This is a genomic window from Streptomyces sp. RLA012 (assembly GCF_056270325.1).
The window spans coordinates 563,310-582,458 of the sequence record NZ_JBWDPA010000002.1 but is presented as its reverse complement, the minus strand read 5'-3'; the positions used below and the strand labels follow the sequence as shown (position 1 = coordinate 582,458).

Below are 19,149 nucleotides of genomic sequence, written 5' to 3'. Positions count from 1 at the left end.
GACTCCCCTGGCGGCGACGGTAAACGTAGTGTTACGTCCGCACGGTCCGCCGCGGGAGGGGTACCGGATGAAAGAGACCCGACGCGAGGAAATCCTTGAATCGGCACTGCGGGTGTTCGCGGAGCGGGGCTATCGGGGGACCTCGATCGACGCGGTCGCCGAGCGGGCGGGGCTGACCAGGCAGGGCGTGCTGCACTACTTTCCGAGCAAGAAGAAGCTCTTCATGGCCCTCCTGAGGTTCCGGGAGGACCTCAACCGTGAGCATCTGGTCGGCCACGACGACTTCGGCGACGACTGGCCGGCCCTCTTCGCCGAAGTCGTCGCCTACGACCACACCCACCCCTGCCTGGCCCAGGTCCACAGCGTGATGCTGGCCGAGGGGGTCACGGGAGCCGCTCCGGCGCAGCAGTACCTGCACGACCACTACGAGACCATGCAGGCACTGATGATCGCCCGGCTCACCGAGCGGTACGGCGACCGGCTGCCCAGCGGTCTGGCCCCGCGGGCCGCGGCCCGGGCCATGCTGGCCATGCTCGACGGCATGCAGCAGCAGTGGCTGCTGGACGGTGAGCAGGACGACTACCCGGAGATCATGCGTGATGTGCTGTCCGTCCTGCTGGGGTCCACGCCCGTATGAAGTCGCCCATCGCGGTGACGGTCTCCGGGTGGAGGCTGGTCGCGTCGGGCCGGATCCGCAGGTCCACGGTGACGCCGGAGTGGGCGGCGCGGGTGGCGAACCCCAGGGAGTCGTCCAGCAGGGGATCGGTGCCCGCCGCCAGCAGCTGGACCGGGGGCAGCCCGTGGAGGTTGGCGTGCAGCGGGCTCAGCAGCGGATCGTTCGGCGCGGTGCCCGCGGCGTAGCGCGCGACGCGGCGCCGGAGTTCGGACTCGTCGAAGGTGGGATCCGCCGCCGCGTTGAGGAACAGGCTCGGCGCGTCCAGGGTCAGGTCGAGCAGCGCCGAGTTCAGCACCCCGCACAGGGGCGGCGGGGCCCCGAGGTCCCGCAGCCGCACCAGCAGGGAGGCCGCGAGCCCGGCGCCCAGCCGTTCGCCCGCCACCGCGACCGGACCCCTGGCCTCGCAGTGGTCGTACGCGGCGTGCACCTCGTCCAGGGCGTCCGGGAAGGTGCCCCCGTAGCGGGCGCAGACCACGACGGCGTCCGTCCACAGGGCGAGCCGGCCGGCCAGGTCGAGCGCGGCCTCCGGGGCGCACGTGAGGTGCCGGTCGCCGTGCAGATAGAGGATGACCAGTTCGGTGCCGCCGGGCGGACGCACGACCGGACCGACGGGGCTGTTCTCCACCTGGATCTCACTTGCCACGGGACATCACCTTCTCCGCTGCTTGCCAGTGTTCGTCGGCCACCCACAGGCGGGCGAAGGCGCGCGCCGCCCCGGTCGCCGACACGGCGCCACTCATGACGTGCTTGATCTCCCGCGCCGGGACGGAGGCGAGGGAGCGGGCCAGGGCGCGCCAGCCCTGGTCGAAGTCGGCCCGCGGCAGCACCCGGTCGATCACCCCGAGTCGCTGGGCCTCCTCGGCGCCGAGCACGGCTCCGGAGCCGGCGAGCATCAACGCCCGCCCCCGGCCGATCAGTTCGGCGAGCCGCTCGGCGCCGCCCCACGCGGGCATGATCGCGAGATTCACCTGGGTGAAGCCGATCTTGATGTCGTCCGCGGCCACGCGGATGTCGGCGGCCATGGCGAACTCGGCGCCACCGCCCAGGGCATGGCCGTTCAGGGCGGCGACCACCGGGCCGGGGAAGCGCGCGAGCCGGTCGCAGATCCCCCGCATCCGCAGGGCCATGGCCGTCGCCGCGTCCTCGGTGCGGATCGCGGCCAGCTCCTTCAGGTCGCCGCCCGAGACGAACGCCCGGTCGCCCGCGCCCCTGACGACCAGGGCCAGGGCGTCCGAGGCCGCGTCGAGGGCTTTGTCCAACTGATCCATGGTGGCCGGCGCGATGGCGTTGCGGGCGTGGGGGCGGTCGATGGTGATGACCGCCAGGCCCTGGTCCATTTCAAGATCGACCATGCAGGCTTCTCCATGGGTGAGAGTGACGTTCTCGCTATGCGAATATCATATTCTTGACAAGAGTGGCAGTCCAGACCGGAGCCGCCCCCTTCTCGTCGCGCGGTGCACGTCAGTCCTCGTAGACGACGGTGATGTCCGGGCTCACCGGCTCGCCCTGGCAGGTGAGGACCCAGCCCTCGGTCACCTCGTCGTCGTCGAGCGCGTTGTTCACCCGCATCTTGGCCTCCCCCTCGGTGACCTGGGCGATGCAGGTGCCGCAGTTTCCCGACTCGCACGAGAAGGGCGGCATGAGGCCGGCCCGGCGCGCGCTCTCCAGCAGGGTCTCGCCGGAGTGCCGCGGCACCGTGCGGCGCTTGCCGGCGAGGACGATGCTGACCGTGCCCTCCTTCTGTGCCGCGTCGCCATCCTTGTGTGCTGTGGCGCCGTCCTTCCGTGCCGCGTCCGTACCGCCGCTTCCCGTGCTGCTCGGTGTGTCGTCGGCGGCCGGGTTGAAGCGCTCGGCGAAGATCTGCTCGGCGTCGACCCCGTGCACGAGCAGGGCGCGTTCGGCCAGATCCATGAAGGGCGCCGGACCGCAGAGGTAGAAGTCCGCGTCCAGGTCGACGCCGGCGAACTCGCGCACCTGCAGGTCGGTGACGAAACCCCCCTGGTCGTCCAGGTGGTGGCGGATCTCGAACCGGTCCGGGTGCCGCTCGGCCAGCTCGGCCAGCGCGGACGCGAAGATGACCGAGCCGGCGTCCCGGTCGGCCGACAGGACGCGCACCCGCCGGCCCGTCGTCGCCAGCGCGGACTTGACCAGCGACAGGATCGGAGTGACGCCGCTGCCTCCGCAGTACGCCACCAGGGGCTCGTCGGTCTCCCGCAGACAGAACACCCCGGCGGGAACCGTGGTCTCCATGACGTCGCCGGGTGCGAGATGTTCGTGCATCCAGTTCGACACCAGGCCACCGGGCACGCGCTTCACCGTGGTCATCAACTCGTCGTCGGTCTCCGGGGAACTCGACATCGAGTAACTGCGCAGGGTGCCGCAGGCCCTGACCGTCAGGAACTGCCCGGCCCGATAGGGGAACGGCGCATCGAGTACGTATGTGCGCGTGTCGGCTGTCTCCTGGATGATCCGCTTGATCCGGACCGAGTGGAAGCCGTGGTCTCGTACCATGTATGGAATTTAGCTTCTCCCTCTGCGAGAGTGCAATTCTCGTGTTGAGGAGGGAGCTCTCGCCATGCGAACCGTCATGCGAACGATGCCCGCCGAGCTGGTCGAACGGTATGAAGCGGAGGGCTGGTGGACCCGGGAGACGATCGGGGACCTGCTGGCCCACGGCCTCGACGCCGCTCCCGATGCCGAGTTCCGGGTGCACTCGGCCGTCCGGCCCTGGGAGGGGACCTTCGCCGACGTCGAGCGGACGGCCCGCAGGCTCGCCGCGGGGCTGCGCGCCCGGGGGGTCGGTCCGGGGGATGTCATCGCCTTCCAGCTGCCCAACTGGATGGAGGCCGCCGCGGTGTTCTGGGCGTCGGCCTTCCTCGGGGCGGTCGTGGTGCCGATCGTCCACTTCTACGGCCGCAAGGAGGTCGGCTACATCCTCGACGCCGTAGCGCCCCGCGTCTTCATCGCGGCCGACCGCTTCGGCCGGATGGAACACCAGCCGGACCTGAGCGCCGCGGTGCCCGTGGTCGGCGTCGTGGGGCGGGACTTCGACGACCTGCTCGCCGACGACCCGATGCCCGGTGTCCTCGCGACGGACCCGGCGGCGCCCGCGCTGATCGCGTTCACCTCCGGCACCACCCGCGATCCCAAGGGTGTCGTCCACTCCCATCGGACACTGGGCTTCGAGACCCGCCAGCTCGCCGGGCTCTACCCGCCCGACCGCGGCCGGCAGCTCACCGCGGCTCCCGTCGGGCACTTCATCGGGATGGTGAACGCCTTCCTGATCCCCGTCCTCGACGGCTCACCGGTGAACCTCGCCGACGTCTGGGACCCCGCGCGGGTACTGAAGCTCATGGAGAGCGACGGGCTCACCGTGGGCGGCGGGGCGGCGTACTTCATGACGAGCCTGCTCGACCACCCCGACTTCACCCCCCGGCACCTGGCCGCCATGAAGTACGCGGGTCTCGGCGGGGCGGCGGTCCCGGTCGCGGTCACCACCCGCCTCACAGAGCTCGGCATGACGGTCTTCCGCTCGTACGGCAGTACCGAACACCCCTCGATCACCGGCTCCCGGTACACCGCCCCCGAGGCCAAACGGCTCCACACCGACGGCGACGCGCTGCCCGGCACGGAGATCCGGTTGGCGCAGGACGGCGAAATCCTCAGCCGCGGCCCCGATCTGTGCCTCGGGTACACCGATCCTGCCCTGACCGAGCGCGCCTTCGACGCCGAGGGCTGGTACCGCACCGGTGACATCGGCGTGATCGACGAGGACGGCTACCTCACCGTCACCGACCGCAAGGCCGACATCATCATCCGCGGCGGCGAGAACATCGGCGCCCTGGAGGTCGAGGAGGTGCTGCTCGCCCTGCCGGCCGTCGCCGAGGCCGCCGTGGTGGCCGCCCCCGACGCCCGCCTCGGCGAACACGCGGCGGCGGTCCTGCGGCTGCGGCCCGGTCACCCCGCGCCCACGCTCGCCGAGATGCGCGCCCACCTCGAAGGGGCAGGTCTGGCCCGGCAGAAGTGGCCGGAGGAACTGCACGTCGTGCAGGAGTTCCCACGGACGGCGAGCGGCAAGGTGCAGAAGTTCGTTCTCCGTCGAGACATTGCCGCACGAGCAAGTTGAGAATAGGATTCTCGTAATCAGCGAAGGAGGATCTCATGCCGTCGCGCGTGTTGCCGTACCCCTTGTTCGACGCCGACAACCACCTCTACGAGACGGAGGACGCCCTCACCCGGTACCTGCCGAAGCAGTACGAGAGCGCGATTCAGTACGTGCAGGTGAAGGGCCGTACGAAGATCGCGATCCGTGGCCGGATCAGCGACTACATCCCCAACCCCACGTTCTCGGTGGTCGCCCGGCCGGGGGCGTGGGAGCAGTACTTCCGGGAGGGCAATCCGGAGGGCAAGACGCACCGGGAGCTGTTCGGCGAGCCGATGAAGTCGATCCCCGCGTTCCGTGAGCCCGGGCCGCGCCTGGAGCTCATGGACGAGATGGGGATCCAGCAGGCGCTGAACTTCCCGACTCTGGCCAGCCTGATCGAGGAGCGGATGCGGGACGACCCGGAGCTGATCCACGCGGTCGTCCACTCGCTCAACCAGTGGCTGTACGACACCTGGAAGTTCAACTACAAGGACCGGATCTTCACCACGCCGGTGATCAGCCTGCCGATCCTGGACAAGGCGATCGCCGAGCTGGAGTGGTGCCTGGAGCGCGGAGCGCGGTCGATCCTGGTGCGGCCCGCCCCGGTCCCCGGGTTCGGTGGCTCGCGGTCCTTCGCGCTGCCGGAGTTCGACCCCTTCTGGAAGCGGGTCGAGGAGGCGGGGGTGCTGGTGTCGATGCACTCCTCCGACAGCGGCTACTCCCGGTATTCGAGCGACTGGGAGGGCAAGAGCCAGGAGATGACGCCGTTCCAGGCGCAGACCTTCCGGATGCTGGGCGAATGGCGCCCGGTCACCGACTCCGTGGCCTCCTGGGTCTGCCACGGCGCGCTGTTCCGGTTCCCCGAGCTCAAGGTCTCGGTCATCGAGAACGGATCCTCCTGGCTGGTGCCGCTCCTCGACCAACTGACCGACGTCTACAAGAAGCAGCCGCAGGGCTTCCTGGGCGACCCGGTCGAAGAGGTCAAGAACCGGATCCACATCAGCCCGTTCTGGGAGGAGGACATGTCCGAGCTGGCCGGGATCATCGGCGTCGAGCGGGTGCTGTTCGGCTCCGACTACCCCCACCCCGAGGGCCTGGCCGACCCGGTCACCTACATCGACGCGATCCAGGGCATGAAGGAGGCCGACCAGGCCATGATCATGGGCGGCAACCTGTCCCGGTTGATCGGCGTATGAAATGGGAGACCATCCCGCGGATGGTGCTCGGCGCAGCCGACCGCTTCGGTGACGCCGAAGCGGTCGTGGACGGTCAACTCCGCCTCACCTTCTCGGAGTTGGCCGACCGCGTGCGCACCGCCGCGGGAGCGTTCGCGGCGGCCGGTGTCGGCAGGGGCGACCGGGCGGCGATCTGGGCGCCCAACTCCGCCGAGTGGATCATCGCGGCCTTCGGGCTGCTGACCGCCGGCGGGGTGCTGGTCCCGGTCAACACCCGGTTCAAGGCGGACGAGGCGGGCGACATCATCCGCCGCAGCGGAGCCAAGGTCGTCCTGGTCGAGGAGGGATTCCTCGGCCTGGACTTCGAGGCACCGCCCGGGGTGCCCGTGATCGACATCAAGTCGGGCTTCCTCGCGAGCGGTTCACCGTACGAGGCCGAGGTGAGCGGCGACGACGTGTGCGACATCGTGTTCACCTCGGGGACCACCGGGCGGCCCAAGGGTGTGCTGATGACGCACGCCCAGACGCTCCGGCTGTACGCGGAGTGGTGCGACCTGGCGGACCTCAGGGAGGGCGACCGCTATCTGATCGTCAACCCGTTCTTCCACATCTTCGGCTACAAGGCGGGCTGCATCACGTCCCTGATCCGGGGCGCGACCATCCTCCCGGTGCCGGTCTTCGACGTGGACCGGGTCCTCGAACTGGTCGAGCGCGAGAAGGTGACGGTCCTGCCGGGCCCGCCCACCCTCTACCACTCGCTGCTGGCCGCACAGGGCGACCGCGACCTGTCCTCGCTGCGGGTGGCCGTCACCGGGGCCGCCGACATCCCGGTGGACCTCGTCCGCAGGATCGTGACCGACCTGCCCTTCCGGACGGTCATGACGGGCTACGGCCTGACCGAGGCGGGCACGGCCACGGCCTCGCGGCCGGGCGACTCCTTCGAGGACATCGCGACGACCGTCGGCACCCCCTGCGACGGCGTCGAGGTCCGGATCGCGGACGACGGAGAGGTCCTGGTGCGCGGGTACAGCGTCATGCGCGGCTACCTCGACGACCCGGCCGCGACCGCCGAGGCCGTCGACCCGGACGGCTGGCTGCGCACCGGGGACCTCGGGACGCTCGACGACCGGGGCCATTTGCGGATCGTCGGCCGCAAGAAGGACATGTTCATCGTGGGCGGCTTCAACGCCTACCCGGCCGAGATCGAGGGTTTCCTGATGGAGCATCCGGCCGTCGCGCAGGCCGCCGTCATCGGCGTCCCCGACGAGCGGCTCGGCCAGGTGGGCAAGGCCTTCGTCGTGCGCCGGGACTCCCTCTCGGCGGACGAGCTGATCGCCTGGAGCCGGAAGCGGATGGCCGGGTTCAAAGTGCCCAGGTATGTGGAGTTCCTAGAAGAGCTGCCGCTGAACGCCACCGGCAAGGTGATGAAGGACCAACTGCGATGACGCTTCCAGAGAAGCCGCCGGAGAAGGACGACTTCTCCCACACCGCCTCCGGCATACCTCTCAAGGCGGTCTACGGACCGGAGGACCGGGCCGTCGAGCCGCCCGCGCCGGGGCATTTCCCCTTCACCCGGGGCAACTACTTTGCCGGCTACCGGGGGCGGCTGTGGACGCTGCGCCAGTACTCGGGCTTCGGCACCGCCGAGGAGTCCAACCGGCGCTACCGCTATCTCCTCGAACAGGGCGGTACCGGACTGTCCGTGGCGCTCGACCTGCCCACCCAGTGCGGCTACGACTCCGACGACCCCGAGGTGAGCGAGGAGGTCGGCCGGGTCGGTGTCGCCCTCGACACCCTCGCCGACGCCGAGGTGCTGTTCGAGGACATCCCCCTGGACCGGATCAGCACCAGTTTCACCATCAACGGCACGGCGGCGATCCTGCTGGCCTTCTACGTGGCCGCCGCCGAGCGCAGCGGGGTGCCCCGGGCGAAGCTCACCGGGACCATCCAGAACGACATCCTCAAGGAGTACGCCTCACGGGGCACCTGGATCTGGCCACCGGACCCGTCGCTGCGGCTGATCGCCGACACCATCGAGTTCTGCGCGGCCGAGGTGCCGCGGTTCAACGCGATCTCGGTGGCGGGCGCGCACTTCCGCGACGCCGGCGCCAACGCCGTGCAGGAGATGGCGTTCACGCTCGCCGACGGTGTCACCTACTGCGACACGGTGCTGGCACGCGGCCGCATGACCATCGACCAGTTCGCCCCGCAGATCTCCTTCTTCTTCTACACCCACGGCGACTTCTTCGAGGAGATCGCCAAGTACCGTGCCGGACGCCGCCGTTGGGCGACCATCGTCCGCGAGCGGTACGGGGCGAGCAGCGACAAGGCCTCGATGTTCCGCTTCGGCTGTGTGGCGGGCGGGGCCTCCCTGTACGCGCCGCAGGCGCAGAACAACACGGTCCGGGTGGCGTACGAGGCGATGGCCTCGGTGCTGGGGGGCGTGCAGTCGATGTTCACGGCGGCCTGGGACGAGCCGTTCGCGCTGCCCAGCGAGGAGTCGGCGACGCTCGCCCTGCGCACCCAGCAGATCCTCGCCCACGAGACGGGCGTCGCCAGGGTCGCCGACCCGCTCGGCGGCTCGTACTTCGTGGAAGCCCTCACGGACGCCACCGAGGAACGCATCGTCGAGATCATGGCGGACCTGGAACACCACGGGGGGATGGTCCGGGCGATCGAGGACGGCTACCTCCAGGGCCTCATCGCCGACGAGGCCTACCGCCTCCACCAGGAGGTCGAGGCGGGCACCCGGCCGGTGGTCGGCGTCAACCGCTTCGCCACGCCCGAGCCGCCGCCCCAACTGGAGACGTACGAACTGGACGGGGAGGGCCGCGACCGGCAGCTGAAGCGGCTCGCCGACGTCAAGGCCACCCGCGACGCCGCGGCCGTACGGGACCGCCTCGCCGCCCTCGCCCGGGCCGCCGAGGGCACCGACAACCTCATGCCCCTGCTCATCGACTGCGCCAAGGCCTACTGCACGGTCGGCGAGATGGTCGCCGCCCTCAAGGCGGTCTGGGGCGAATTCCGGCAACCGGTGGTGTTCTGATGTCGACCCGTGTGCTCATCGCCAAACCCGGCCTGGACGGCCATGACCGCGGGGCCAAGATCGTCGCGCGGACGCTGCGCGACGCCGGGTTCGAGGTGGTCTTCACCGGCATCCGCCAGCGCGTCGACACCATCGTGGCGACCGCGCTGCAGGAGGACGTGGCCGTGGTCGGCCTCAGCATTCTCTCCGGCGCGCATCTGGCGCTGACGACACGGGTCGTGGCGGGGCTGCGGGCCGCCGGGGCCGACGACATCACCGTCGTCGTCGGCGGCACCATCCCGCTGGCCGACGTGCCCCGTATGAAGGCGGCGGGCGCGGCGGCGGTCTTCCCGACCGGCACGCCCCTCGACGCCATCGTGGCGGAGGTGCGCGCTCTGACGGCGGTCCTTCCCGCCTCGCCCGTGAGGCCCTGACTGGAATATCGGAACATCGCGAACTGGGAGGCACTGTGCGGGTCGGTGTGATGATCGGGCCGGAGCGCGGGGACTCCGCGCGCAAGGTCGCGCGGATGATCGACGACGTGACATGGGCGGAGCAGGCGGGCCTGGACACCGCCTGGGTGCCGCAGATACCCACGGACTTCGACGCGTTGACGGCCGTGGCCCTCATGGGCGCACGGACCGAGCGGATCGAGATCGGAACCGCGGTCGTACCGCTCCAGGCGCAGCACCCGATCGCGCTCGCGCGTCAGGCGCTGTCCGCGCAGGCCGCCGCGAGCGGGCGGCTCGCGCTGGGCCTCGGACCCTCCCACCACTGGATCATCCGGGACATGCTGGGGCTGCCCTACGAGCGGCCCGCCGGCTTCACCCGCGACTACCTGGACGTCCTGGACGCGGCGCTGCACGGCCCGGGGCCCGTCGACGTGGAGAACGGCACGTTCACGGTGCACAACCCGCTCGACCTCGGCCCGGTGGCCCCGCTGCCGGTGCTGCTCGCCGCGCTCGGCCCGGTCATGCTGGCGCTCGCGGGGGAGCGGGCCGACGGTACGGTCCTGTGGATGGCCGACGAGCGCGCGGTCGCCGACCATGTCGTACCCCGCATCACCAAGGCGGCGGACGGCGCGGGGCGTCCGGCGCCGCGGATCGTCGCGGGCATCCCGGTCTGCCTGTGCCGCCCCTCCGAGGTCGACGCGGCGCGCGAGCGGGCCAACCGGATCCTCGGGGAGGCCGAGATCTCGCCCAACTACCAGCGGGTGCTGGACTACGGCGACGCCCGGGACATCGGCGACCTGTGCGCGGCCGGTGACGAGGCGGCCGTCGCGGCCCGGTTCCGGCGCTTCGCCGACGCGGGGGTCACCGACCTGTCGGTACGGCTGCTGCCGATCGGCGAGGGCCGCGAGGAACTGATCGCCTCCAAGCACCGGACCCGCGAGGTGCTCGCCGGGATCGCGGCGGCCTTCCGATGACCTCCGGCGGTACGGTCCCCGGCCCGCTGTCCGGCATCCGGGTCCTGGAGGTCGGCCATATGCTGGCGGGACCGTACGCCACGATGATGCTCGCCGACCTGGGCGCCGAGGTCATCAAGATCGAGCCGCCGGGCGGGGACATCTCCCGGCAGGTGAGCGACGCCTACTTCGCCAGCCTCAACCGGGGCAAGCGCAGTGTCCGCTTCGATCTCACCACGGCGGACGGTCAGGCCCGGCTGGGCGAACTCGTCGCCGACGCACACGCGTTGCTGGTCAATCTCAAACCGTCGGCGATCCACCGGCTCGGGCTCACCTACGAGGCGTTGAAGAAGTGGAACGAACGGATCGTCTGCGTCGCGCTCACCGGCTTCGGCCTCGACGCCGGTGACGCCCCGGCCTTCGACTACGTCGTCCAGGCGGCCACGGGTGTCGCCGCGCTCACCGGCGACCCGGACGGACCCCCGACGCTGCCGGGCTACTCCTCCGCCGACAACTCCTCCGGCCTGACCGCCGCCCTCGGCCTGCTCGCGCAGATCGTCTCCGGGCGCGGCGGCCAAGTGGAGGTCTCATTGCGGGACGTGATGCTCTCCCAGCTCAACTACCGCGCGTCGGCCTACCTCAACGAGGGGGTCGAGCCGCGTCGTCTGCCGCTCGGCGCGCACTCCTACTACGTACCGGCGCAGCTCTTCCCCACGGCCGACGGCCACCTGGCCCTCTTCATCACCCACGACAGCTTCTGGAAGTCCTTCGCCACGGAGGCGGGCATCGAGGGCTTCCCGACGATGGCCGAACGCGCGGCGCGCCGCGAGGAGGTCCTCGACGTCGTGACCACGTCCCTGGCCACCGACACCGCGGCCGGCTGGGAATCCCGGCTGCGCCCCCTGGGCGTACCGGCGGCGGCCGTACGGACGTTGCCGCAGGCGCTGGCGGCGACGCCGGAGGCGATCGTGTCGGCCGGGGACTTCCGGCTGGTACGCGGTCCGGTCCGGGTGGCGGGCTACGAGCCGCACTACGGGCCGCCGCCCCGGTTGGGCGAGCACGGCTCGTAGTCGTCACACCATGAGGTCCCGGGAGCCTGGCTCCCGGGACCTCGTCCGTGCGGGCCTCGTTCAGACCCGCACGGCCTCCGACCGCTGGACGGTGCCGGTGACCCCGCCGGCGTCCAGGCCGGCCAGCAGCACGGCGGCCTGCGCCATCGCCTCCGGGGGTTCGACCATGTCCGGCGGGATCTCGCGTCCGCCGCCCCCGGCCTGCCAGCCCTCGGTGACGACGACCCGGGAGGGGGCGAGGCAGTTGACCGCGATGTTGTCGGACCTGAGAGTGGACGCGAGCCCCAGATAGAGGCGTTCGACGCCCGCCTTGGAGACCCAGTAGGCGTTGGCGCCCTTGTCGGTCATGCCGACGCCGCTGGTCGTCACCGCCACCATGGAGCCGCCGCCGCGCGCCCTGATGTGCGGGACGACGGCCTTGGTGACGAGGAAGACCCCGGTGAGGTTGACGTCCAGGCACAGCTGCCAGCGCTTGAGCGGGGTGGACTCGACCGGGCCGAGCCACATGACCCCGGCGTTGGCGATCAGGATGTCGATCCCGCCGAACTCCGCGACGGTCGCGGCCACGGCGGCCTCGACCGACTCCTCGGAGGTCACGTCGCAGGGGACCGCGAGCGCACGGCCTCCGGCCTGGGTGATCTGTTCGGCGACGGCGTGGATCGTGCCGGGGACCCGGCCCTCCTTCTCGGAGCGCGCGGCGACCGCGACGGCGGCTCCGGCCTGCGCGAGTCCCTGCGCGATGTTCCGGCCGATGCCCCGGCTCGCCCCGGCGACGAACGCCACCTTCCCCTTCAGCTCTCCGCTCACGTTCGGCCGGCCGTTCACTTCGGCGGGAACCGGAGAGCGCCGTCGAGGCGGATGACCTCGCCGTTGAGATAGTCGTTCTCGCAGATGTGCTCCACGAGAGCCGCGTACTCCGGCGAGCGGCCCATGCGCTTGGGATGCGGGACCTTGGGCCCCCAGTAGGCCTCCAGCTGGTCGCCCGCGGCGCCGTAGGCCGGGGTCAGGAAGGTGCCCGGCGCGATGGTGACGACGCGGATGCCGAGCGGCGAGAGGTCGCGGGCGGCGACGAGGGTCATGCCGACCACCCCGCCCTTGGCGGCGGCGTACGGGATCTGGCCGATCTGCCCCTCGTACGCCGCGATCGACGCGGTGTTCACGATGACGCCCCGGTCGCCGTCGACCGCCTCCTGCCGCGCGATGGCGGCGGCGGCCAGGCGCATCACGTTGAAGACGGCCGTGAGGTAGAAGTCGATGGTCTTCCGGAAGCCCGCGAGGTCCAGGGGTTCGCCGTCCTTGCCGACGAGCCGGCCACCGCTGGCCGGACCGCCGTGCGCGTCCACCGAGATCCTGAGCGGTCCCGCCGCCTCGGCCTCGGCCATCGCCGCCTTGACGTCGTTCTCGTCGGTGGCGTCGGTCCGTACGTAACGGACCCCCAACTCCGATTCGAGCGCCTTGCCCTTCTCGTCGGCGAGGTCGGCGACGACCACCTTCGCTCCCGCCGCGTGGAGGCGACGGACGGTGGCCTCGCCCAGGCCCCCCGCGCCACCGACCACGACCGCGGAACTCCCACTGATCTGCATCAAGGTTATCCTCTCTTGCAAGCAGGGCTCTATGTATATGAGAATAGCATTCTCATGAATATCACCATGATCCTTGAGATGGCGGCTTCGGCCGGCGATCGGTCGGTGATAACGGCGGGCGGCCGTTCGCTGACCGCCGCCGAGCTGCTGCACCGCGCCCATGCCGCCGCCCACCGCTTCCGGCGCCATCAGGCCGTCGTGTACCTGGGCGCCAACCAACTCGCCTACCCCGTCGCCCTGTTCGGAGCCGCGCTGGCGGGCGTGCCCTTCGTCCCGGTCAACTACCGGCTCGGCGAGCAGCAGTTGAACGCCCTCCTGGCCCGTCATCCGGACGCGGCGGTGCTGCGCGCCGACGACCTCGACGCCCTCCTCGACGAGCGGCCCGACGTGGAGTACCTGGACCCGCCGCAGGACCAGGACTCCGTCGCCGTGCTGCTCTACACCAGCGGGACGACCGCCGAGCCCAAGGCGGCCGTGCTCCGGCACCGGCATCTGCTCGCCTATGTGCTGAACACCCAGGAGTTCGCGTCGGCCGAGGAGGGCGACGCCTCGCTGGTGGCGGTACCGCCCTACCACGTCGCGGGACTGATGAACCTGCTGACGAACCTCTACTCCGGCCGCCGGATCGTGTACCTGGAGGCCTTCGACCCGAGGCAGTGGCTGGAGACGGTACGGCGGGAGCGGATCAGCCATGCCCTCGTCGTGCCGACGATGCTCGCCCGGATCGTCGCCGAGGTCCCCGGCGACGACGCCGAAGCGCCTTTGCTGCGCAGCCTCGCCTACGGCGGTGCCCGCACCCCTCAGCCCATCGTGGAACGGGCGTTGCGCATCTTTCCGCAGACCGGCTTCGTCAACGCCTACGGCCTGACCGAGACCGCCTCCTCCATCGCGGTCCTCGGTCCGGACGACCACTGGCAGGCGTCCGTGTCGGACGACCCGGCGGTACGCGACCGCCTCGGCTCGGTGGGCCGGGCACTGCCCGGAATCGAGATCCGGATCCGCACGGACGAGGACGAGCCCGCCCTGCCGGGGGAGACCGGACTGGTCTTCGTACGGGGTGAGCAGATCTCCGGCGAGTACGGCGGCCGCAGCGCCCTGGACGCGGAGGGCTGGTTCGCCACCCGGGACCGGGGACGGCTCGACGCCGAGGGCTACCTCTTCGTCGAGGGGCGCGCCGACGACACCATCATCCGCGGCGGCGAGAACATCGCCCCGGCCGAGATCGAGGACGTACTCCTCGCCCATCCCGGCATCGTCGAGGCGGCCGTCGTCGGGCTGCCCGACCCCGAGTGGGGGCAGCGGATCGTCGCCATCGTGGTCGGCGCGGGCGACCCGGCCGAGATCCGGCAGTGGGTCAAGGACCGGCTCCGCTCGTCCAAGACGCCGGACACCATCGTGTTCCGTGCCGAACTGCCCAAGACCGAGACCGGAAAACTGCTGCGCCGCACCCTCCTGGCCGAGTTGGAGACCACCCATGCCTGAAGCAGTCCTCGTGTCCGCCCTGCGCACCCCCATCGGCACCGCCGTCAAGGGGACCCTGCGCGACACGACCGCGTTCGACCTGGCCCACCACATCGTGACCGCCGCGGCCGAAGGCCTCGACCCGGCCCTGATCGACGACGTGATCCTCGGCGAGGGGCTCTACGGCGGCGGCGTCCTGGCCCGGCACGCCGCGGTCACCGCCGGGCTCACCTCGGTCGCGGGGCTGGCGAACAACCGGCACTGCGCCGCGGGCATGGCCGCTGTCCAGAGCGCCGCCGCGAGCGTGATGGCGGGCATGGACGAGCTCGTCGTCGCGGGCGGCGTCAACTCCGCCTCCACCTCGCCGAAGGCGCTCTTCCGCGTCAACGGGGAGTGGGAGCCGTGGATGTCGCCCACACACCCCGACCGGCCGGACGCTCCCAACAAGGACATGTCGATCACCGTGGGCTGGAACACGGCCGTCGCGGCGGGCCTGACCCGCGCCGAGCTGGACGCCTGGGCGCTGCGCTCGCACCGCAACGCCGTGGCGGCCATCGACGAGGGCCGCTTCAAGGAGGAGCTCGTCCCGATCGGGACCCCCCACGGCCTCTTCTCCGTCGACGAGCACCCGCGCCGGGACACGAGCGCGGAGAAGCTGGCCAGGCTGAAGCCGCTGCACCCCGAGATCGAGGGGTTCAGCATCACCGCGGGCAACGCCGGTGGCGCCAACGACGCCGCGGCCGCCCTGGTCGTCGCCAGTGACACGACGGCGGCCAGGGAGGGGCTGACGGTCCTGGGCACCGTACGGTCCTGGGCGTCGGTCGGCGTCGACCCCGCCGAGATGGGCCTGGCACCGGTGAAGGCGATCCCCAAGGCCCTCGCCCGCGCCGGCCTCTCCCTGGCCGACGTCGACCTGTTCGAGATCAACGAGGCGTTCGCCTCGGTGCCGGTCGCCGCCGTACGGCTGCTCGAACTCGACGCGGACACGGTGAACTTCAGCGGCAGCGGCTGCTCGCTCGGCCACCCTGTGGCCGCCACCGGGGCGCGCATGCTGGTCACGCTCGTCCACGAACTGCGCCGGCGCGGCGGCGGCATCGGGGTGGCCGCCCTGTGCGCGGGCGGCGGCATGGGCTCGGCGACGGTCATCGAGGTCCCGGCGCCCTGACATGACACCGCGCCCCGGCGGAGGTGCCTCCGTGACGCCCACCACGATCGAGCGCGAGGCACCCCGATGGGGCGTGTACGTCCCGCAGTTCCGCGCCGACATCTCCACGATGACGACGCTCGTGGCCCGCGCCGACGAGGCGGGCATCGACAACTTCTGGCTGATGGACCACCTCGTCACGCCGGGGGCCATGGACTCGGACGTGTTCGAGGGCTGGACGCTGCTCACCGCGCCGGCCGCGGCCACCATCGGGGGCGGCGGGCGGCAGCTGACCATGCCCCTGGTGGCCAAGCACGTCGACTGGTGGAGCTGCGTCGCCTCCGCCCGCGAGCGCCTCGGCGAACTCGCCCCGCTGCGCGGCGCGGCCCGCGTCTCCGCCCAGTACGCGGTGGGTCTGGTCGACGCCTCGGCCGCACCGGCATCGGCGTCGGGCAGACAGTCCGTCGCGGCCTCGGTGGCCCGGCGCATGCCCGCGCCGGGCTGGGGCGTCCCGCTGATCGGCACCCCGGACGAGCTGGTGGAGCAACTGCGTGCCGAGCGCGCGAAGGGCGTCGAGATGTTCGTGCTGCGCTTCCACGACCACCGCGATCCGACGCTCTACCGGCGGTTCATGACCGAGGTCGCCGCGCACGTGAGGTGAACCCGCGCGCGGCGGGCCGGGTCAGCCGCGGAAGCGGAGCAGCGCCTCCTGGGCGTACGAGGCGACGAGGGTGCCGTCCTCGGTCAGGACGTCGCCCCGGCCGAAGCAGCGGCCGTGCGCCAGCAGCGGGCTGTGCTGGTGCAGCAGCAGCCAGTCCTCGGTGCGCGGCGGCCGGTGGAACCAGAGGGTGTGCGAGGTGACGGCCGAGGTGAACGCCGTGTGCGCGTCCCGCTGGGAGAGATCCTCCAGACGGCGCACGGAGGTGCCGATGAGGGTCAGGTCGGTCGCGTACGCGATGAGCGCCGGGGCGAGTTCCGGGGCGACCTCCGGCGTGCGCATCCACAGGTCGTACTCGGCCGGCTCCGCCTTCGGGGAGTCCAGGTCGGCGGTCGACCGGGTCGTCCAGGGAATCAGGCCGAGTTCCACGTCGTGCTCCGGGCCGGGCACGGAGGGCATCTCGAACTCGGTCTGCTGGTCGAGCCCGTCCTCCTGGGCGTGCATCGACACCGAGGCGGTGGCGATGACACCGGGGGTCTGCCGGGCGACGATCGTCAGCGTCGCGAACGTGCCGCCTTCGCGGTGGCGCGTCACCTCGTAGCGGACGGGCTCGTCGCTGCGGCCCTCGCGCGGGAAGAGCGCGTGCAGGGACTTGACGGTCTTGTCAGGGCAGCTGAGGGCGGCCGCCCGGACGAACTGCGCCAGCAACTGCCCGCCGAACAGCCGGTGGTAGGTGAGGTGCTGGTTGTCCCCCTCGAAGCCCGTGACGGACTCGGGGGCCGATGCGTCGGCGCGCAGCTCCAGGCAGCTGAGCAGGTCGTTCCAGAGGTCGGTCACGGACACTCCCGGTGCGGATCGGTGAGATGCGGTGAGATGCGGTGAGATGAGGTGGGCTGAGGTGCGGCGCGGTTCAGCAGGCGCGCAGACGGGCGACGAGGTCCATGGCGGCTTCGCGGTCGAGGCTGGGCGGCGGAGTGAACGACAGACGGGTCAGCAGCCCGCCGAAGCGTTCCGCGACCCGGGCGGGCAGCTCGTCCGGGGCGGCTACCAGCGCGAACGCGTCGACCATCTCGTCGGTGATCAGCCCCGCCATGTCCTGCCACCGCCCCGCCTTGGACAGCGCGGTCAGCTCCTCGCTCGTGCCACCCCACCCGTGCAGTTCGAAGACACCGCGGTACGCCGGGGTGGACGCGTAGAAGGCGATACGGCCACGGAGCACCGGGAAGGTGGTCTCGATCTCCTTGTCGGTGCCCGTCACGATGAACGGGGTGCCCAGCACCTCGAAGCCGTCCAGGGAGGCGCCCACGCGGGCACGTCCCTCACGCAGGGCGGGCAGCGTCCGTTCGCGGATCCAGCGGGCGGTGGTGTAGCCGTGGCAGAGAAACCCGTCCGCGACCTCGCCCGCGGCCCGGGTCATCAGATCGCCGACGCCCGCGAGCAGTACGCGGGGCGGCCCGAAGTCGTGCGGGGGCGGGACGAAGTCCGGGGGCATGAGCGTGTGGCGGTAGTGCTCGCCCTGGAAGTCCAGCGGAGTGCCGTCGTGCCACGACGACCAGATCGAGCGCAGGGCGAGGACGTACTCACGCATCTGCGCGGCCGGTTTGCCCCAGGGCATCGAGAACCGGCGTACGACATGGGCCTTGACCTGCGAACCGAGGCCGAGCACGAACCGGCCGCGGCTGTGCCGTTGGAGGTCGTCTGCGGTGTGGGCGAGGGTCATCGGGGAGCGGGCGAGTGCGACCGCGATCGAGGTGCCCAGGGCGATGCGGTCGGTCGCCCCGGCGGCGACGGCCAGGGGGAGGAAGGGGTCCTGATTGACCTCTCCCGCCCAGGCGGCGTCGTAGCCGTGGTCCTCAAGGGTGCGGGCTCGGTCCGCGGCGTCCGACAACCCACGGACCGTACCGTCGATTTTCATGTGACGATAGTAAGGTATGCACATTCTGAGAACGAGGTTCTTGTAGCCGTGAGGCTTTTTGAGGTGGAGGTGGCACATTGGCCGGGCGGGAACCTGTCGTCCTTGTCGACGTCGAGGAGCGGATCGCCACGGTGACGCTCAACCGGCCCGAGGCGCGCAACGCGCTCAGCCGGGAGGTCACCTTCGCGCTGTGGGACGCGGTCACCGCCGCCGGGAAGGCACTCGACGTCGATGCCGTCGTCCTGACCGGCGCGGATCCCGCGTTCTGTGCCGGGGTGGACCTCAAGGAGGTGTCGGGGGAGTCGCCCCCCACCGTGATCCCCCGGGCGCCCGGTCAAGGGCCCGAGCGCGACACCAACGGCCTCTTCCGCTTCCTGCCGTTGATCGGCAAGCCCGTCATCGGGGCCGTCAACGGCGTCGCCGTGACGGGCGGCCTCGAAGTGGCCCTGCAGTGCACGTTCCTGGTGGCGTCCGAACGGGCCCGGTTCGCCGACACCCACGCCCGCCTCGGCATCATGCCGGGCGGCGGCATGACCGTGCTCCTCGCCCGGTCCATCGGGCACCGACGGGCCGTCGAGATGTCCCTCACCGGCAACTTCCTCACCGCCGAGGAGGCCCTCGGCCTCGGACTCGTCAACCACGTCGTCCCGCACGACGAGTTGCTCCCCTTCACCCGTAAGCTGGCCGCCGACATCGTCGACAACGACCAGCGAGGCGTCCGTCGGCTGCTGCGGCATTACCGTCAACTGGCCAACGCCGCCACTCTCGACGAGGCCCACCTCATCGAGGGATACATGGCCGAGACCTGGCAGCCGGGGACGAGTGAGGTCGCCGCCCGGCGCGCCGACGTCACCGCGCGGGGCCGCTCGCAGAACCGGTCCTGACGGCACGGC

General features: G+C 71.2%; 19 protein-coding genes. 12 read left to right on the top strand and 7 right to left on the bottom strand.

The annotated features are described in order from the left end of the window. The first annotated feature begins 67 nt into the window (after nucleotides 1-67). Nucleotides 68-637: a TetR/AcrR family transcriptional regulator gene (locus tag RV986_RS02935; protein ID WP_475915866.1), complete on the top strand. Its 570-nt coding sequence runs from the start codon at nucleotides 68-70 to the stop codon at nucleotides 635-637. On the opposite strand, the gene RV986_RS02930 is transcribed toward RV986_RS02935, so the two are convergent. The 3 genes from RV986_RS02930 to RV986_RS02920 all read right to left on the bottom strand — a co-directional run bounded on the left by RV986_RS02930 (nucleotide 591) and on the right by RV986_RS02920 (nucleotide 3,187). After that, nucleotides 591-1,319 (bottom strand): alpha/beta hydrolase fold domain-containing protein, encoded by a 729-nt coding sequence (locus RV986_RS02930; RefSeq protein WP_475915865.1) that lies wholly within the window; start codon nucleotides 1,317-1,319, stop codon nucleotides 591-593. The two genes, RV986_RS02935 and RV986_RS02930, sit on opposite strands and share 47 nt — an antisense overlap. Further along, on the bottom strand, nucleotides 1,309-2,028 hold the full coding sequence (locus RV986_RS02925; protein ID WP_475915864.1) for an enoyl-CoA hydratase/isomerase family protein: 720 nt from the start codon (nucleotides 2,026-2,028) through the stop codon (nucleotides 1,309-1,311). The genes RV986_RS02930 and RV986_RS02925 overlap by 11 nt, the downstream gene beginning before the upstream one ends. Before the next feature lie 109 nt (nucleotides 2,029-2,137). After that, the gene (locus tag RV986_RS02920) at nucleotides 2,138-3,187 is read right to left on the bottom strand and encodes a 2Fe-2S iron-sulfur cluster-binding protein (RefSeq protein ID WP_475915863.1); all 1,050 of its coding nucleotides are present in this window, start codon (nucleotides 3,185-3,187) and stop codon (nucleotides 2,138-2,140) included. Nucleotides 3,188-3,251: 64 nt separating this feature from the next. Here RV986_RS02920 and RV986_RS02915 point away from each other — a divergent pair, with 64 nt between their 5' ends. The 7 genes from RV986_RS02915 to RV986_RS02885 are packed head-to-tail and all read left to right on the top strand — an operon-like array spanning nucleotide 3,252 to nucleotide 11,495. Beyond that, nucleotides 3,252-4,802, top strand: a complete 1,551-nt coding sequence (locus RV986_RS02915) for an AMP-binding protein (protein ID WP_475915862.1) — start codon at nucleotides 3,252-3,254, stop codon at nucleotides 4,800-4,802. A gap of 35 nt (nucleotides 4,803-4,837) precedes the next feature. Next, on the top strand, nucleotides 4,838-6,016 hold the full coding sequence (locus tag RV986_RS02910) for an amidohydrolase family protein (RefSeq protein WP_475915861.1): 1,179 nt from the start codon (nucleotides 4,838-4,840) through the stop codon (nucleotides 6,014-6,016). Further along, nucleotides 6,013-7,440: a FadD3 family acyl-CoA ligase gene (locus RV986_RS02905; protein WP_475915860.1), complete on the top strand. Its 1,428-nt coding sequence runs from the start codon at nucleotides 6,013-6,015 to the stop codon at nucleotides 7,438-7,440. Before RV986_RS02910 ends, RV986_RS02905 begins: the two co-directional genes overlap by 4 nt. After that, nucleotides 7,437-9,041, top strand: a complete 1,605-nt coding sequence (locus RV986_RS02900) for a methylmalonyl-CoA mutase family protein (protein ID WP_475915859.1) — start codon at nucleotides 7,437-7,439, stop codon at nucleotides 9,039-9,041. The genes RV986_RS02905 and RV986_RS02900 overlap by 4 nt, the downstream gene beginning before the upstream one ends. Beyond that, nucleotides 9,041-9,454 (top strand): cobalamin B12-binding domain-containing protein, encoded by a 414-nt coding sequence (locus RV986_RS02895; RefSeq protein WP_475915858.1) that lies wholly within the window; start codon nucleotides 9,041-9,043, stop codon nucleotides 9,452-9,454. Before RV986_RS02900 ends, RV986_RS02895 begins: the two co-directional genes overlap by 1 nt. A 35-nt stretch (nucleotides 9,455-9,489) precedes the next feature. Then, nucleotides 9,490-10,446 carry a TIGR03564 family F420-dependent LLM class oxidoreductase gene (locus RV986_RS02890; protein ID WP_475915857.1) on the top strand — a complete coding sequence of 319 codons (957 nt, stop codon included), beginning with the start codon at nucleotides 9,490-9,492 and terminating at the stop codon, nucleotides 10,444-10,446. Continuing rightward, nucleotides 10,443-11,495: a CaiB/BaiF CoA transferase family protein gene (locus RV986_RS02885; RefSeq protein WP_475915856.1), complete on the top strand. Its 1,053-nt coding sequence runs from the start codon at nucleotides 10,443-10,445 to the stop codon at nucleotides 11,493-11,495. The genes RV986_RS02890 and RV986_RS02885 overlap by 4 nt, the downstream gene beginning before the upstream one ends. 60 nt (nucleotides 11,496-11,555) lie before the next feature. Here the strand turns inward: RV986_RS02885 and RV986_RS02880 are convergent, their stop codons facing one another. After that, complete coding sequence (locus RV986_RS02880) at nucleotides 11,556-12,302, bottom strand: SDR family NAD(P)-dependent oxidoreductase (RefSeq protein ID WP_475915855.1); 747 nt, start codon at nucleotides 12,300-12,302, stop codon at nucleotides 11,556-11,558. 14 nt (nucleotides 12,303-12,316) lie between these two features. Next, nucleotides 12,317-13,078 carry an SDR family NAD(P)-dependent oxidoreductase gene (locus RV986_RS02875; RefSeq protein WP_382036717.1) on the bottom strand — a complete coding sequence of 254 codons (762 nt, stop codon included), beginning with the start codon at nucleotides 13,076-13,078 and terminating at the stop codon, nucleotides 12,317-12,319. A 54-nt stretch (nucleotides 13,079-13,132) separates the two neighbouring features. Here RV986_RS02875 and RV986_RS02870 point away from each other — a divergent pair, with 54 nt between their 5' ends. Genes RV986_RS02870 through RV986_RS02860 form a run of 3 tightly spaced genes read left to right on the top strand, consistent with a single transcriptional unit; the run spans nucleotide 13,133 to nucleotide 16,344 of the window. Continuing rightward, nucleotides 13,133-14,560, top strand: coding sequence for a class I adenylate-forming enzyme family protein (locus RV986_RS02870; RefSeq protein WP_475915854.1), 1,428 nt, complete (start codon nucleotides 13,133-13,135; stop codon nucleotides 14,558-14,560). Beyond that, a complete protein-coding gene (locus RV986_RS02865) occupies nucleotides 14,553-15,704 on the top strand; it encodes a thiolase family protein (protein ID WP_475915853.1) in 1,152 nt (383 codons plus the stop codon). Before RV986_RS02870 ends, RV986_RS02865 begins: the two co-directional genes overlap by 8 nt. Nucleotides 15,705-15,735: 31 nt before the next feature. Next, on the top strand, nucleotides 15,736-16,344 hold the full coding sequence (locus tag RV986_RS02860) for a hypothetical protein (RefSeq protein WP_475915852.1): 609 nt from the start codon (nucleotides 15,736-15,738) through the stop codon (nucleotides 16,342-16,344). Nucleotides 16,345-16,365: 21 nt separating this feature from the next. On the opposite strand, the gene RV986_RS02855 is transcribed toward RV986_RS02860, so the two are convergent. Continuing rightward, a complete protein-coding gene (locus RV986_RS02855) occupies nucleotides 16,366-17,178 on the bottom strand; it encodes an acyl-CoA thioesterase (protein ID WP_475915851.1) in 813 nt (270 codons plus the stop codon). 73 nt (nucleotides 17,179-17,251) lie between these two features. Next, nucleotides 17,252-18,256: a TIGR03617 family F420-dependent LLM class oxidoreductase gene (locus tag RV986_RS02850; RefSeq protein ID WP_475915850.1), complete on the bottom strand. Its 1,005-nt coding sequence runs from the start codon at nucleotides 18,254-18,256 to the stop codon at nucleotides 17,252-17,254. Nucleotides 18,257-18,333: 77 nt separating this feature from the next. Between RV986_RS02850 and RV986_RS02845 the strand changes: the two genes are divergently transcribed. After that, entirely contained in the window at nucleotides 18,334-19,140 is an 807-nt protein-coding gene (locus RV986_RS02845) for an enoyl-CoA hydratase (protein WP_475915849.1), read from the top strand. The last annotated feature ends 9 nt before the right edge of the window (nucleotides 19,141-19,149 follow it).